General features: G+C 72.2%; 13 protein-coding genes. 5 read left to right on the plus strand and 8 right to left on the minus strand.

Features of this window, described 5'->3' with window-relative positions; all coding sequences use genetic code 11:
* Nucleotides 1–10: 10 nt before the first annotated feature.
* Complete coding sequence (locus MOPEL_RS10840; protein ID WP_040634111.1) at nt 11–760, plus strand: Rv1486c family protein; 750 nt, start codon at nt 11–13, stop codon at nt 758–760.
* Between the two features lie 281 nt (nt 761–1,041).
* On the opposite strand, the gene glgA is transcribed toward MOPEL_RS10840, so the two are convergent.
* Nucleotides 1,042–2,250, minus strand: a complete 1,209-nt coding sequence (glgA, locus tag MOPEL_RS10845) for a glycogen synthase (RefSeq protein ID WP_009482950.1) — start codon at nt 2,248–2,250, stop codon at nt 1,042–1,044.
* 133 nt (nt 2,251–2,383) lie between these two features.
* On the opposite strand from glgA, the gene glgC reads away from it, so the two are divergent.
* The gene (gene glgC / locus MOPEL_RS10850) at nt 2,384–3,640 is read left to right on the plus strand and encodes a glucose-1-phosphate adenylyltransferase (protein ID WP_009482951.1); all 1,257 of its coding nucleotides are present in this window, start codon (nt 2,384–2,386) and stop codon (nt 3,638–3,640) included.
* Complete coding sequence (gene serB / locus MOPEL_RS10855) at nt 3,637–4,335, plus strand: phosphoserine phosphatase SerB (protein WP_009482952.1); 699 nt, start codon at nt 3,637–3,639, stop codon at nt 4,333–4,335. Before glgC ends, serB begins: the two co-directional genes overlap by 4 nt.
* Nucleotides 4,336–4,623: 288 nt before the next feature.
* On the opposite strand, the gene MOPEL_RS10860 is transcribed toward serB, so the two are convergent.
* From MOPEL_RS10860 to fabG, 3 genes are all read right to left on the minus strand, one after another.
* Nucleotides 4,624–5,316 carry an N-acetyltransferase gene (locus MOPEL_RS10860; protein ID WP_141631310.1) on the minus strand — a complete coding sequence of 231 codons (693 nt, stop codon included), beginning with the start codon at nt 5,314–5,316 and terminating at the stop codon, nt 4,624–4,626.
* A 266-nt stretch (nt 5,317–5,582) separates the two neighbouring features.
* Nucleotides 5,583–6,341, minus strand: coding sequence for an enoyl-ACP reductase FabI (gene fabI, locus MOPEL_RS10865; protein WP_009482954.1), 759 nt, complete (start codon nt 6,339–6,341; stop codon nt 5,583–5,585).
* A 56-nt stretch (nt 6,342–6,397) separates the two neighbouring features.
* A complete protein-coding gene (fabG, locus tag MOPEL_RS10870) occupies nt 6,398–7,117 on the minus strand; it encodes a 3-oxoacyl-ACP reductase FabG (protein ID WP_009482955.1) in 720 nt (239 codons plus the stop codon).
* Nucleotides 7,118–7,286: 169 nt separating this feature from the next.
* Between fabG and MOPEL_RS16080 the strand changes: the two genes are divergently transcribed.
* Nucleotides 7,287–7,721, plus strand: a complete 435-nt coding sequence (locus MOPEL_RS16080; protein WP_009482956.1) for a DUF3099 domain-containing protein — start codon at nt 7,287–7,289, stop codon at nt 7,719–7,721.
* Nucleotides 7,722–7,831: 110 nt separating this feature from the next.
* On the opposite strand, the gene moaA is transcribed toward MOPEL_RS16080, so the two are convergent.
* Nucleotides 7,832–8,947 (minus strand): GTP 3',8-cyclase MoaA, encoded by a 1,116-nt coding sequence (gene moaA / locus MOPEL_RS10880; RefSeq protein ID WP_141631311.1) that lies wholly within the window; start codon nt 8,945–8,947, stop codon nt 7,832–7,834.
* A 227-nt stretch (nt 8,948–9,174) separates the two neighbouring features.
* Between moaA and MOPEL_RS10885 the strand changes: the two genes are divergently transcribed.
* Nucleotides 9,175–9,981, plus strand: coding sequence for an SURF1 family cytochrome oxidase biogenesis protein (locus MOPEL_RS10885; RefSeq protein ID WP_009482958.1), 807 nt, complete (start codon nt 9,175–9,177; stop codon nt 9,979–9,981).
* 139 nt (nt 9,982–10,120) lie between these two features.
* Here the strand turns inward: MOPEL_RS10885 and MOPEL_RS10890 are convergent, their stop codons facing one another.
* The 3 genes from MOPEL_RS10890 to MOPEL_RS10900 all read right to left on the minus strand — a co-directional run bounded on the left by MOPEL_RS10890 (nt 10,121) and on the right by MOPEL_RS10900 (nt 14,625).
* Nucleotides 10,121–11,959 carry an ABC transporter ATP-binding protein gene (locus tag MOPEL_RS10890; protein ID WP_009482959.1) on the minus strand — a complete coding sequence of 613 codons (1,839 nt, stop codon included), beginning with the start codon at nt 11,957–11,959 and terminating at the stop codon, nt 10,121–10,123.
* Nucleotides 11,960–12,083: 124 nt separating this feature from the next.
* Nucleotides 12,084–12,896 (minus strand): enoyl-CoA hydratase/isomerase family protein, encoded by an 813-nt coding sequence (locus tag MOPEL_RS10895; protein WP_040634114.1) that lies wholly within the window; start codon nt 12,894–12,896, stop codon nt 12,084–12,086.
* Nucleotides 12,897–13,026: 130 nt separating this feature from the next.
* Nucleotides 13,027–14,625 (minus strand): ABC-F family ATP-binding cassette domain-containing protein, encoded by a 1,599-nt coding sequence (locus tag MOPEL_RS10900; RefSeq protein ID WP_009482961.1) that lies wholly within the window; start codon nt 14,623–14,625, stop codon nt 13,027–13,029.
* Nucleotides 14,626–14,667: the final 42 nt, after the last annotated feature.

Below are 14,667 nucleotides of genomic sequence, written 5' to 3' on the forward strand. Positions count from 1 at the left end.
CGCTGGGTCCGTGCCGGAACTGCCTGCCTCCGTCCGTCTCGCCCTGTGGGCCACCGACGCCCTGAGCCGCGGGAGGGGCGACCTCGACCGCGTCGTCCGGGACGCCACCCCCGATCTCGCCGACGTCGACGTGGACGCCGCCGTGGCGAGTCTCGACCTCTGGCAGAGGTTCGGGGAACGGGTCGTCCTCGTCTCCCTCCCCGCGCCGGGCGACCTCGTCGGGCTGCCGCGGGGTGGGACGGAGTTCGCCGGTGCCGCGCTCGACGCCGGGGAGTGCGCCTGGTCGCCCCTGCTGGGCGGTGCGCTCGTGCCCGAGTTCGAGGAGTTCGGTCCGAGCGGTGACACCGGCACCCTCCTCAGGTGGGCGGCGTACGAGTGCACCCCACCTCCACTCGGCGAGGACGACGCCGCGGGCGCGGAACGCGCCCTGCGGACCCTCGTGCTGGAGGCCGTGAGTGCCCTCGAGGGCCTCGACGCACCGCACTGGGACGCCGGTCTGCGCGATCTCGCCGACGAGCGCGTCGCGAGCGGCCGGTGGGGTCTGCCGCCCGTCGACGAACGCGCGCGCCGCCTCATCACGCAGGCGGCGATCCTCGAGGCCGTCGCGGGCACCGCCCTGGACCATCTCCACGACGCCCCCACCCTGGCCGTCGGGGAGCGACGCGCGGACATCCTGCGGGAGGTGCGTCGGGAGGCGCGGCGTGCCCTCGTCACGGGCGCCCGCGCCGCGGCCCTCGGCCTCGCCTCCGGCCGCTCCTGACTCCGGACTCGGCTCGCACACCGCGCAGGGGGAACCGCACCGACCCCGACGGCGGGCCTCGACGGACTCCCGCCGGTGGGGATGCGCGGGATCGTCGAGGCGGGCCGGTCGTCCGGACCGGGCCGTGCGGACGCCGTGCCCGTCGGTGTGCGCCCCTCGGTGTGCGCCCCTCGGGAGGGACGAAGGGAGGGTGTACACCCCCAGGGGGGTGCAAACGACCGCACCGGCCGTCGGAGCGTCCGTCGGCCGGTGCGGTCGTGGGTGCGGGTCGTGGAGCGGGATCAGCGGTGCTGCGTCAGGACCTTCTCGTAGACCTCGAGGGTGCGGTCACCGATCGCGGACCAGGAGAAGTGCTCGACCGCGCGGCGGCGGCCGGCGAGACCACGCTCGCGCGCCCGCTCGGGGTCGCTCACGGCGTCGGCGAGGGCCGCGGCGAGGTCGGCCTCGAACTTCGCGGGGTCGACCGGGGTGCCGGTTCCGTCGCCGACCTGCTCGATGTCGACGAGCCAGCCCGTCTCGCCGTCGACGACGACCTCGGGGATGCCGCCGGTCGCGGTGGCGACGACGGGCGCCTCGCACGCCATCGCCTCGAGGTTGACGATGCCGAGGGGCTCGTAGATCGACGGGCAGGCGAACACCGTCGCGTTGGACTCGATCGCGACGACCTTGTCCCGCGAGAGGTGTTCGGCGACCCACACGACGCCCTCCCGGGTCGTGCGGAGCTCGTCGATGAGGGTCTCGACCTCGGCCTTGATCTCCGGGGTGTCCGGAGCGCCCGCGACGAGGACGACCTGGACCTCGGGCGGCAGAGCGGCCGCGGCACGCAGCAGGTGCGGGAGCCCCTTCTGGCGGGTGATGCGGCCGACGAAGACGACGGACGGACGGTCGGGGTCCATGCCGTAGGCGCGGCAGACGTCCTTGCCGGCGCCGGAGTGGTCGGGGTGCCAGTCGGTGGAGTCGATGCCGTTGTGGACGACCGAGACCTTGTCGGGGTCGATCGAGGGGTAGCACGTGAGGATGTCGGCCCGCATGCCGCGGCTCACCGCGATGATGCCCGAAGCCGCCTCGTACGCCGTGCGCTCCACCCAGGAGGACACGCGGTACCCGCCGCCGAGCTGCTCGGCCTTCCACGGACGGAGCGGCTCGAGGGAGTGCGCCGAGATGACGTGAGGCACCCCGGCGAGGAGGGAGGACACGTGACCCGCCATGTTGGCGTACCACGTGTGGGAGTGGACGAGGTCGGTGCCGACGCAGTCGCCGGCCATCGCGAGATCGACGCCGAGGGTCTGCAGAGCGGCGTTCGCCCCGGCGAGTTCGGCGATCTCGGGGTAGCCGGTCGTGCCGTCCTCGTCGCGGGGGCCACCGAAGCAGCGCACGCGGACGTCGACGTCACCGCGGGCGCGCAGCGCCCGCGTCAGTTCGGCCACATGGACCCCGGCGCCACCGTAGATCTGCGGGGGGTATTCCTTGGTGAGGATGTCTACGCGCACGGCCTCACCCTAGACGCCGGGGGCCCTCCGCGGGGCGGCGACGGACGGGCGAAGGGCACGCGCTCGCGGCGGAGCGAGAACGAGGGCCTTCGTTCCTCTTCCCCATCGGGGTTCCGCAGGTAGGTTGAACGCCATGAGGCGTCGGAAGCGCAATCCCAATGTCCTGGCCATCGTCCTCGCCGGCGGCGAGGGCAAGCGGCTCATGCCACTCACCGCCGACCGGGCCAAGCCGGCCGTGCCGTTCGGCGGCATCTACCGGCTCATCGACTTCGCGCTGAGCAACGTCGTCAACTCCGGCTACCTCAAGGTGGTCGTGCTCACGCAGTACAAGTCGCACAGCCTCGACCGACACATCAGCCGCACGTGGCGCATGTCCAACCTGCTCGGCAACTACATCGCCCCCATCCCGGCACAGCAGCGCATGGGCAAGCAGTGGTACATGGGTAGCGCCGACGCGATCTATCAGAGCCTCAACACCCTCGACGACGAACGCCCCGACTACGTCGTCGTCGTCGGCGCGGACCACGTGTACCGCATGGACTTCAGCCAGATGGTCGACCAGCACATCGAGACCCAGGCGGGCATCACCGTCGCGGCCATCCGACAGCCGATCTCCCTCGCCGACCAGTTCGGCGTCATCGAGGTTGACGAGGGCGACGAGCGTCGCATCGGCCGCTGGCGCGAGAAGCCGAAGGACGCGAAGGGTCTGCCCTCCTCGCCCAACGAGGTCCTCGCCTCGATGGGCAACTACGTCTTCGACGCGGACGTCCTGCGCGACGTCGTCGTCGCCGACGCCGACGATGAGGGCAGCACGCACGACATGGGCGGCGACATCGTCCCCCGCTTCATCGAGCGCGGCGACGGCTGGGTGTACGACTTCGCCTACAACGAGATCCCTGGCGCCACCGATCGCGACCGCGCCTACTGGCGCGATGTCGGCACGATCGACAGCTACTACGAGGCCAACATGGACCTCATCGCGATCCACCCGATCTTCAACCTCTACAACTACGACTGGCCCATCTACACCTCGGACGTGGGCAACCACCCGCCGGCCAAGTTCGTGCACAACGAGACGGGTCGACTCGGCGAGGCGATCAACTCGGCCGTGTCCTCGGGTGCGGTCATCTCCGGTGCTCGTGTCGAGGGCTCGGTCGTCTCCCCCCTCGTCCGCGTCAACAGCTTCGCGCAGGTGCACGACTCGGTGCTCCTCGACGCGGTGCGCATCGGCCGCAAGGCCGTCATCGAGAAGGCGATCCTCGACAAGAACGTCGTCGTCGAGGACGGCGCCGAGATCGGCGTCGACCACGAGGCCGATCTCGCCCGAGGCTTTCACGTGAGCGAGGGCGGCGTCGTCGTCGTCCCCAAGAACACCGTCGTCAAGGCGTGAGCGTCGGCACGATCCCAGGCGCCGGCTCCGGCCTCGTGCCGGGTGGGCGCCTACTCGTCGTCATGGACGTCGACTCGACGTTCATCCTCGAGGAGGTCATCGAACTCGTCGCCACCCTTGCGGGCACCGAGGACGAGGTCCGGGTCGTCACCGAGGCGGCGATGCGCGGAGAACTCGACTTCGCGGCGAGCCTGCGGGCCCGGTGCGCGACGCTCGCCGGTCTCGACGCCCAGGTCCTCACGCAGGTCGCGGAGTCCGTCACGGTCACACCCGGCGCCGACGTCCTCGTGAGCGCGCTGCAGGAGGGCGGACACGCGGTGGCGCTCGTCTCCGGCGGGTTCGTCGAGATCGTCGAGCCCCTCGCGGCACGGTTCGGCATCGGACTCGTGCGTGCCAACCGGTTCGCCGTCGCCGACGGGCGCCTCACGGGCGAGGTCGAGGGCGAGATCGTCGACCGGGCCGGCAAGGCGCGGGCGTTGCGGGAGTTCGCCGCGGCCGAGGGAATCGACCTCGACCACACGGTCGCGATCGGCGACGGCGCCAACGACCTCGACATGATGGGGACCGCCGCGCTCGGTGTCGCGTTCTGTGCCAAGGCCGTTGCCCGCGAGCAGGCCGACGTCGCGATCGACGTCCCGGACCTCTCGCTCGTGCTCCCCCTCCTCGGCCTGGATCACGGCCCGGCCCCGGCCTGACTCGGTCGCCTCACGACGGAGTGCGTCGCTCCGCGCCGTGGCAGGGCGGAGGGTGACCAGAGACGTGGACGTCTCCGAGCCGTCCGGCGACTGTCGTGTCCCGGTGTCTCGCGTCCTCCAGGGCCAGACGGCAACGAGCTGCGGCTTTACCCCTAAGCTTCTACTCGACATCGAGACCCCATGCTCAGATCGTCGAAGGTGCGACCGGGGGTGATCTCCTCTCTCGATCTGAAGGGCACGTCGAGGTTCGGAACGGTCTGCCGGGTCGGTCGATCCGCCCTCACGACCTCAGGAGCGGCGTTCCGGCCGATCGGTGAAGAGCTGGATGGTCCCGTAGGGGGCGAGCCCTGCGCGGACGAGCGACTTCGCGCACGGGAGGTTCGCGGGCGCGGCGCACGCGGCCACGAGTTCGTTCTCGGGGACGCAGTGAAGCGCGGCCCGGACGAGGTCGACGCCACGACCCTGGCCGCGACGGCGCGGGTCGAGCTCGAAGGAGATCTCGCGGAGACCACCGACGCCGCGTGCGAGGACGACGACATCTTCGACGCCGGGGTCGGCCGAGCCGTAGACCTGGACCTGGGACCGCACCCGTTCGGCATGCTCGGCGAGCGGGTGCTTGGCGAGGTCGGACCGCGTGACGAGGTGATCGCCGCCGGCCCGCTCCCCCGCGCCGGGGCCGAGGAAGAGGATGTCGAGGGTGTCGATCCACCCGTTCTTCGCGAGGGTCGTGACGACGCGCGGATCGTGTGCGCCGCCCCAGCCGTCGACGCCGAGCTCGGCGAGGTCGTTCTCGGTGCGGTCGTAGGAGACCGCGAGGATCGCGTGCCCGGGGAACGAGAGGATGCCCTGGATGTGGGGGGCCCAGGGCGTCACCCGCATCCAGCCGCCGTCCATGGGGAGGCGGGTCCCCGTGACGAGCCCACGGAGGAACCGGGCGAGGGGATGCCGCGCCGGGGTCCAGATCGGTGAGTCGTTGGACATGCGGGCGGCCTCCATATGGGCATCCGGGATTGCGTCGGGCACGCGAGACGGTGCCGTCGTCGTCCTTATCGGCGAAGACGCCACGTCACGTGAGGGTTTCGGCGTGTCCGCCGCCCGGAACGCTCCTCCCGCGGACCAGACGAGGTCCCTGAGCCCCGAGGAGTCCCCTCCCGTGCCTCCGCTCACGGCTCGACGGCGCCCTCGACGGCGCCGCGGTGCGGTGTCGGTACACACGTCGGGCCGGCCGATGCGTGCACCGCCCGTCGTCAGCCGCCGAAGGCGTGGAACCCGCCGTCGACGTGGACGATCTCGCCCGTCGTCGCGGGGAACCAGTCCGAGAGGAGCGCGACGCACGCCTTGGCCGCGGGCGTCGGATCGGAGATCTCCCAGCCCAGCGGCGCGTGCTCGCCCCACTGCGCGAACTTCGAGAAGGCGGGGATGCTCTTGGCCGCGGTCGTGCTGATGGGGCCTGCGGCGACGAGGTTGCTGCGGATGCCCTGAGGGCCGAGGTCGCGGGCGACGTACCGGCTCGTCGACTCGAACGCGGCCTTGGCGACACCCATCCAGTCGTAGCCCGACCAGGCGACGGAGGCGTCGAGGGTGAGGCCGACGATGGCGCCACCGGGCGACATGAGCGGCAGGCACGCCTTCGCGAGGGCCTTGAGGGAATATGCGGAGATCTGGAGCGCGGGGGCGACGTCCTCCCACGAGGCACCCATGAAGTCGAACGCCTCCTGCGGGGCGAACCCGATGGAGTGGAGGACGCCGTCGAGGTGGTCGGCGTGCTCGCGCACCCGGTCGGCGAGCGCCTCGACGTCCTCCGTGTCGGACACGTCGAGCTCGACGACGGGGGCCTCGACGGGGAGGCGCTTGGCGATCTTCTGCGTGATCTTGGCGGCGCGTCCGAACGAGGTGAGGACGACGCTCGCGCCCTCCTCCTGCGCGAGGCGGGCGACGTGGAACGCGATCGACGACTCGGTGAGGACGCCGGTGACGAGGATGCTCTTTCCGTCGAGCAGGGGCATGGGGACTCCTTGGAGATCGTGGCGGGGCGGGAGCGGGCAGGGCGGGTCGGCGGGCGTCAGTGGCCCATGCCGAGGCCCCCGTCGACGGGGATGACGGCGCCGGAGACGTAGGCGGCGGCGTCGGAGACGAGGAACCGTACGGCGGCGGCGACCTCCTCGGGGGCACCGAACCGGCCGGCGGGGATGAGGCCGCGGTAGGTCGCCTTGAGGTCCTCGGGAAGCTCCTCGGTCATCGCCGTGTCGATGTAGCCGGGGGCGACGACGTTCACGGTGATGCGTCGGGCGCCGAGCTCGCGGGTGAGGGAGCGGGCCACGCCGACGAGGCCCGCCTTGCTCGCCGCGTAGTTGACCTGGCCGGGCGAGCCGTAGAGGGCGACGACGCTCGAGACGAGGACGATGCGGCCGCCCTTGGCGCGCATGAGGCTCCGTGTGGCCCGGCGGGCGCAGCGGATCGCGCCCACGAGGTTGGTGTCGAGGACGGTGTCGACGTCCTCGTCGGTCATGCGGAGGAGGAGCTGGTCGCGGGTGATGCCGGCGTTGGCGACGAGCCCGCCCATGGGGGCGCCGACGATCTTCTCGGCCTCGGTGAAGGCGGCGTCGACGGATTCGGCGTCGGTGACGTCGAGCGTGACGGCGTCCAGTCCGTCGGGGGCCTCCCCGGAACGGCAGCCGACGACGACCGGGTGTCCGGCCTCGCGCAGGTCTCGGGCGATGGCGAGGCCGATGCCTCGGTTGCCGCCGGTGACGAGAACGGGACGGGGCGTCGGGTCGGTCATCGGAACTCCTCGGGGTCGGTGGCCGTGGGGGCGATGACGAACCTAGTGCACGTCGGACTCCGTCGGCGCACACGGCTCGACGTGACCGGCGGGTAGCTTTCTCACGGGTCGGAGGGGTGTGGCGCGATCATCCCCTCGCCCGAGGCCGCTGCGGCGGTAGACTCCCGGCATGGCGCGTGACGGCGAGGAGCGGGTTCACTCGATCTCCAGCCTGCCCCGTTCGCGGGCGGAGGATCAGCACGAGCGCATGCGCTCGTACACGATCTCGATGGCGGTCCGTACGGTCTGCTTCCTCCTCGCCGGGGTCTTCGTCACCGTCGTGGACTGGCCCCCGGGGGCGTGGATCTGCATCGTCGCCGCGCTGCTCCTCCCCTACCCGGCCGTCCTCATCGCGAACAACCGCGACATGCGCACCCACGTCGAGGAACACGACCCCGTCGTCCACCGGATGGTGACGGCCGCCTCGGGCAGCCACGACCGGGACTCCCACGAGGACGCGACGGACGCTCCCGACCCGGAGCCGGCGCCCACCGTCATCCGGGGTACCGCCATGCCCGCCGACATCTCCCCCGGCGACTCGCCCCATGCGGAGACCCCGGTCTGACGCCTCCGGTCCTGCCCTGCGCGGGCCGCCCCGCGTTCGTGCGGGCGTGTTCGCCCCGTTCGCGCTCGATCCTGCTCGCCGCCGCCCGGTCCTCGGCGTCGGTGTCGCTCTCAACCACCGATCGCCGACATCGGGCGGGTGGGTTGGGTGAAGTCGGGCTTGCCGATGCCGTGACCGGCGGCCTTGCGCCACATCTCGCCCCGGATGAGCCGGACGAGGTCGCGGTCGCTCGCGCCCTCCCGCATCGGGCCGCGCAGGTCCACCTCGCCCCGGGCGAAGAGGCAGTTGCGGACCATGCCGTCGGCGGTGAGCCGCACCCGGTCGCACGCCCCGCAGAACGGGGCGGTGACGCTCGCGATGATGCCGACGGTCGCAGGACCGCCGTCGACGAGGAACCGCTCCGCGGGGGCGCTCCCCCGCTCGGGCACGGGGGTGAGGGTGAACCGCTCCTCGAGGCGCGCGCGGATCTCCCCCGCCGTGACCATCTGCGCACGTTCCCACCCGTGCTGGGCGTCAAGGGGCATCTGTTCGATGAACCGCAGCTCGTACCCCCGTTCCAGGCACCACTGGAGGAGGTCGGCGACGCCATCGTCGTTGACGCCCCGCATGGCGACGGCGTTGACCTTGACGGGAGCGAGCCCCGCTTCGGCGGCGGCGGCGAGTCCGGCGACGACGTCGTCGAACCGGTCGCGGCGCGAGAGGGTCGCGAACGTCTCGCGGTCGATCGTGTCGAGGGAGATGTTGACGCGGTCGAGGCCTGCGTCCGCGAGGTCGGCGGCGCGACGCGCGAGGCCGATCCCGTTGCTCGTCATGGCGATCCGAGGCCGGTTCGGCAGCGCGGCGATGCCCGCGACGATGTCGGTGAGGCCCTTGCGCAGGAGGGGTTCACCACCGGTGAGGCGGACCTGCTCGATGCCGAGGTCGCCGAAGACGCGAACGAGGCGCAGGAGCTCCTCATCGGTGAGCATCTGCGGACGCGCCATCCACGGCAGGCCCTCGGCGGGCATGCAGTACGTGCAGCGGAGGTTGCAGTGGTCGGTGAGGGAGATGCGCAGGTCGCGCGCGACCCGACCGAACGTGTCGACGAGGCCCTCGCTGCGCGCGGGCGGCGCCTCCGTCTCCGGGGCGTCCCCGCGGCGTGGGACGGGCCAGGGCAGGTGGCCCGGTGCGCCGCCGCCGGCATCCGGCGTGGTCACGGGTGCGGTGAAGGGGGCGTCGGAGGTCATGCGCGCCACGATAGCGACGCCGGACGTGGGGCGTCGCGTCGGGCGGGGCGAGTCGCGGACGTCGAACGGATCGGACATCTCTGACACCGGTGGTCATGCCCGTCGCCTCCGGCACGAGGCCCGGCAGGGGGCGAGGACGCACGTCGGCCCCGAGGGGCCACGCCTCGGCGCCCGGTGGCGCCCCCGGGCCGGTGCGCCCGCCGCACGGTCCGAGTAGCCTGACCGGCGTGTCCCGGCTCCTCCTCACCCGCCGTTGGCTCACCGCGCTGCTCGTGGCCGCGCTCTTCGCCACCGCCTGCGTCTTCCTCGGACGCTGGCAGTGGGGGCGCCACGTCGAGAAGACCCATCGCAAGCAACTCATCGAGCAGTACTACGAGGCGCCGCCCGTCGCCCTCGACGAGCCGCTGCCGGGCGGCACGGTGACCTTCCCGGACGACCAACAGTGGCGGCACGTCTCCATCGAGGGCGAGTACGTCACGGGCGGCCGGTTCATGGTGCGCAACCGGCCGCAGCGCGTGACGTACGGCTACGAGGTCCTCGACGTCGTCCGTCTGCCCGCCGGTGACACCGTCGTCGTCGACCGTGGATGGGTGCCCAACGCCGAGCGCGCCGACATCCTCCCCGAGGTTCCCCCTGCCCCGAGCGGTCCCGTCCGCATCACCGGGTGGCTACGCCCCGGGGAGGAAGCGCTCGGGCGTGATCTTCCGGCCGGGCAGCTCGCCTCGATCGACCTCGCCGAGGTCGCGCGCGTGACGGGGCTGCAATTGCGACCGACGTACGTCGTCCTCGACGCCGAACGCACCGCCGACGGCGCCACTCCCCCGCGCCCCGATCCGCTCATCCCGCCGTCGACCGACACCGGCCCGCACTTCGCCTACGCGCTGCAGTGGTGGGGTGCCGCCCCAGTCGGGTTCGTCCTCGTGTTCGTCTACCTGCGCCGGGAGTACCGCGACTCCCTCGGCGAGGGCGAGGGGCGTCCCACCGCGCCGCGCCGCCCGCGCAAGACGCGCATCTGGGACGAGGAGGACGGCTGAACGTCCTCGACCCCGGTCACGTCGCGACCGGGGCGGTGCGAGCGCCCTGTCCCCCTGCTCCCCTGTTCGTCGGTGCGACCGAGCCGAGGGCGACGAACTCGTGGCACCCGACGATCCCAGGGACCGGCGGACGCCGGCCTCACTCGGCGAACTGCGTGCGGTAGAGGTCGGCGTAGAGCCCACCGTGGGCGAGGAGTTCGGCGTGGGTGCCCTGCTCGACGACCCGGCCGTCGTCGACGACGAGGATGACATGCGCGCCCCGCACCGTCGAGAGACGGTGGGCGATGACGAACGCCGTCCGGCCGTGCAGCGCGGTGTCGAGCGCCCGCTGGACGGCGGCCTCGGACTCGCTGTCGAGATGGGCCGTCGCCTCGTCGAGGACGACAAGGCCCGGGCTCTTGAGGAGCAGCCGGGCGATCGCGATGCGCTGCTTCTCCCCACCGGAGAGGCGATGCCCCCGGTCGCCGACGACGGTGTCGAGGCCCTGCGGCAGCGCCCGGACGAGTCCGGCGATCTGGGCCGCCTCGAGGACCGACCACAGCTCCGTCTCGTCCGCACCGGGGCGCGCGTACTCGAGATTGGCGCGGATCGTGTCGTGGAACAGGTGCGACTCCTGCGTCACCATGCCGACGACGTCCCGCAGCGAGGAGAACGACGCCTCCCGCAGGTCCACTCCCCCGACGCGCACGACGCCGGAGGTGGGGTCGTAGAGACGCCCGAGGAGGCTCGTCATCGTCGTCTTGCCTGCGCCGCTCGGACCGACGAGCGCGACGAGGCTGCCCGGTTCGACCCGGAACGACACGTCGTGGAGGACGAGGTCCCCACCCTCACGGTCACCGGTGGGGCCGCCCTGCTCGAGGGAGGCGAGGGACACTTCGTCGGCGCCGGGGTAGGCGAAGGCCACGTCGTCGAACTCGACGGAGACCGGGCCGTCGGGGATGTCGACGGGCTGCGGCGCCTCGGCGACGAGCGGCTGCAGATCGAGGACCTCGAAGACCCGCTCGAAGCTCACGAGCGCGGTCATCACGTCGACGCGCACGTTGGAGAGGGCGGTGAGAGGACCGTAGAGACGCCCGAGGAGCGCCGCGAGGGCGAGGAGCGACCCGACGGTGAGGGTGCCGTCGATGACCTGGAGACCACCGATGCCGTACACCGCCGCGGTGGCGAGGGCGGCGACGAAGGTGAGCCCCTGGAAGAAGAAGGTGCGGTTGAGGGCGATCGTCACACCGATGTCGCGGACGCGGCCCGCCCGGACGGCGTACTCGGCCGACTCCCTGCCCGGGTCGCCGAACAGCTTGACGAGGAGCGCTCCCGCGACGTTGAACCGCTCGGTCATGCGCGCGCCGAGTTCGGCGTTGAGACCCATCGACTCCCGTTGCAATCCCGAGAGGCGCCGTCCCATGAGGCGAGCCGGGACGAGGAACACCGGGGTGAGGAGCAGTGCGACGACGGTGAGCTGCCACGAGGTGCTCGCCATGGCGACGACGATGAACACGACCGAGACGACGTTGCTCACCGTCGAGCCGAGCACCGAGGTGAACGCCTGCTGTGCCCCGATGACGTCGGAGTTGAGCCGGGTGACGAGCGCGCCCGTCTGCGCTCGGGTGAAGAACCCGATCGGTTGGGCGAGGACGTGCGAGAAGACCTGGGTACGCAGGTCATAGATGAGGTTCTCGCCGATCCGGGCCGAGGCCCAGCGGCTGAGCAGGCCGACGACGACGTCGAGGACGGCGAGCGCGGCGACGACGCACGCGAGGACGACGACGACACGCCGGTCACCGGGCACGACGCCCCGGTCGACGACCTGGCCGAGGAGCATCGGCGTCGCGACGACGAGCCCCGAGGAGACGAGCGACAGCGTGAGGAACACCGCGATGAGTCGGGAGTACGGCCGGGCGTAGGAGAGCACCCGCCGTGCGGTGCCCTGGTGGAGGCGCGCGCCCGACATCCGGTCCCGGGAGAAGGACCGCATCGTCATCCAACCGCTGCTCGTGCTCACCGACACCTCTCGTCCGCGCTCGCGCGCTCCACCGTCGTCACCACCGGGCGCCCAGGGCGACCGGCCGCACCCCGGAAGGGACGCGGCCGGTCCGGGAGGATGCTCAGGCTCCCGGTCGGGTGCGCCCGCGCATCGCCGCGGTCATCGCGCAGAGGATACGGGCCTGTGCGCCGCGCTCCGTGCGCTGCTGTTCCGCGGCGGTCCGGCTCTCGATGCCCCGGAAGAGTCCCAGCATCTCGCGCATCGTGTTCTCGGGCGCGCCGAGGACGGCCGCGACGAGGTCGTCGACGGTGGCGTCGAGCTGGTCGGGCTCGACGGCGAGGCTCGCGATGCCGGTGGCGACGGCCTCGTGCGCGTCGATCGAGCGGCCGGTGAGGCACAGCTCGAGTGCGCGGGAGGGGCCGACGAGCGAGGTGAGTGCGTGGGTGCCGCCGAGGTCGGGCACGAGACCGAGGGTGACCTCCGCCATCGCGAAGCGGACGTCGGTCGCGACGATCCGCAGGTCCGCGGCGAGGGCGAGCTGGAACCCTGCGCCGATCGCCGGGCCCTGCACCGCGGCGACGACGAGGGCCGGGCACTCCCGCCATGCGGTGAAGCCGTGCTGGAACGTCTCGATGAGGTCGGCGAGCGCCTCGGGCCCGTCCGCGGTGAGGCCGAGGAGGTCGGGTTCACCGTCGACGCCGCCGGGGGTGAGCATGCCGCGGTCGAGACCCGCGGAGAATGCCGGGCCCTCGCCGGTGAGGACGACGACGCGGATCTCCGGCGGCAGGGTCGTCGCGAGCCGCTCCATCTCCGCCCACATCGTGGGGACCTGGGCGTTGCGGCACGTGGGGGCGTCGAGGGTCACCCGCATGACCGGACCGTCGACGTCGACGCGGAGGCGGGGATGTGGTCGGGAGCTGGACTTCGTCGTCATGCGACGACTCTAGGCCGGGGCGACGACGGCCCTCGCCGGGACGCGGGGTGTCCGCCGTCACGCGCCCGCGCCCGAGGGGGGGGTCGGACGAGGCCCCGGCCGAGCGGGCGGCCGTGAAGGGGTCTCGGCCTCAGGCGAGGGAGATGAGGTCGAGGTAGTCCGGACCCCAGTGGTCCTCGACGCCGTCGGGCAGGAGGAGCACCCGCTCGGGCTCGAGGGCGGCGACCGCTCCCTCGTCGTGGCTCACGAGGACGACGGCACCCTCGTACGCGCGGAGGGCGCCGAGGATCTCCTCGCGGCTCGCCGGGTCGAGGTTGTTCGTCGGCTCGTCGAGGAGGAGGACGTTCGCGCTGCTCACGACGAGCGTCGCGAGCGAGAGGCGCGTCTTCTCCCCGCCGGAGAGGACCCGCGCGGGCTTCTCGACGTCGTCCCCGGAGAAGAGGAAGCTGCCGAGGACCTTGCGCACGTCGGTCTCGCCGAGGTCGGGCGCGGCCGACTTCATGTTCTCGAGCACGGTGCGGTCGACGTCGAGGTTTTCGTGCTCCTGGGCGTAGTAGCCGAGCTTGAGCCCGTGCCCGGGGAGGACCTCGCCGGTGTCGGGGGCGTCGATGCCCGCGAGGATGCGCAGGAGCGTCGTCTTGCCGGCACCGTTGAGGCCGAGGACGACGACCTTGCTGCCGCGGTCGATGGCGAGGTCGACGCCGGTGAACACCTCGAGGGAGCCGTAGCTGCGTGAGAGGCCCTCCGCGGTGAGCGGGGTCCGGCCGCACGGCGCGGGCTTGGGGAAGCGCAGCTTGGCGACCTTGTCGCTCATCCGCTGCTCCTCGAGCCCGTCGAGCATCTTCTCGGCACGCCGGGCCATGTTGTGCGCCGCGGTCGCCTTCGTCGCCTTCGCGCCCATCTTCGCGGCCTGCGCGAGGAGGGCGGAGGCCTTCTTCTCGGCGTTCGCGCGTTCGCGGCGGCGGCGCTTCTCGTCGGTCTCCCGCTGCTGCAGGTAGGCCTTCCACCCGACGTTGTACTGATCGAGCTCGGCTCGGTTGGCGTCGAGGTGGAACACCCGGTTGACGACCTCGTCGAGCAGCTGCACGTCGTGGCTGATGACGATGAGCCCGCCCTTGTACGTCTTGAGGTAGTCGCGCAGCCACGTGATGGAGTCGGCGTCGAGGTGGTTCGTCGGCTCGTCGAGGAGCAGCGTCTGCGCGCCGGAGAAGAGGATGCGCGTGAGCTCGACGCGGCGACGCTGACCACCGGAGAGGTGACGCAGCTCCATGCCGAGAACCCGGTCGTCGAGGCCGAGCGCCGAGGCGATCGCCGCCGCCTCCGACTCCGCTGCGTATCCCCCGGCCGCCTCGAAGCGCGCCTGGAGCTTGGGGTAGCGCTCCATCGCCCGCTCGTGGGTCTCCGCGTCGGCGCTCGCCATCGCGCCCTCGGCCTCGTGCATCCGTCGGACGAGGTCGTCGAGGCCGCGCGCCGAGAGGATCCGCGACCGCGCGACGACGTCGAGTTCGGTCTCGCGGGGGTCCTGGGGCAGGTAGCCGATGTCGCCGGATGTCTGGAGCGACCCGCCCGCAGGCTGTGCCCACCCCGCGAGCACCTTCGTCAGGGTCGTCTTGCCGGCGCCGTTGCGCCCGACGAGACCCACCCGGTCACCGGCGGCGACGCGGAACGTCGCGTCGTGCACGAGCAGACGGGAGCCCGCACGGAGCTCGATACCGGTGGCGGCGATCACGCAGTGGTCCTCTCGAATCGGGGCGGCCGCGCGAATGTGACG

Source organism: Mobilicoccus pelagius NBRC 104925 (genome assembly GCF_000247995.1).
Classification (GTDB): Bacteria; Actinomycetota; Actinomycetes; order Actinomycetales; family Dermatophilaceae; genus Mobilicoccus; species Mobilicoccus pelagius.

Excerpts from the sequence above, each read along its gene's own strand:
- glgC (WP_009482951.1), top strand. The coding sequence starts at position 2,384 with ATGAGGCGTCGGAAGCGCAATCCCAATGTCCTGGCCATCGTCCTCGCC.
- MOPEL_RS10860 (WP_141631310.1), bottom strand. The coding sequence starts at position 5,316 with ATGTCCAACGACTCACCGATCTGGACCCCGGCGCGGCATCCCCTCGCC.
- fabI (WP_009482954.1), bottom strand. The coding sequence starts at position 6,341 with ATGCCCCTGCTCGACGGAAAGAGCATCCTCGTCACCGGCGTCCTCACC.
- fabG (WP_009482955.1), bottom strand. The coding sequence starts at position 7,117 with ATGACCGACCCGACGCCCCGTCCCGTTCTCGTCACCGGCGGCAACCGA.
- MOPEL_RS16080 (WP_009482956.1), top strand. The coding sequence starts at position 7,287 with ATGGCGCGTGACGGCGAGGAGCGGGTTCACTCGATCTCCAGCCTGCCC.
- moaA (WP_141631311.1), bottom strand. The coding sequence starts at position 8,947 with ATGACCTCCGACGCCCCCTTCACCGCACCCGTGACCACGCCGGATGCC.
- MOPEL_RS10890 (WP_009482959.1), bottom strand. The coding sequence starts at position 11,959 with ATGACGATGCGGTCCTTCTCCCGGGACCGGATGTCGGGCGCGCGCCTC.
- MOPEL_RS10895 (WP_040634114.1), bottom strand. The coding sequence starts at position 12,896 with ATGACGACGAAGTCCAGCTCCCGACCACATCCCCGCCTCCGCGTCGAC.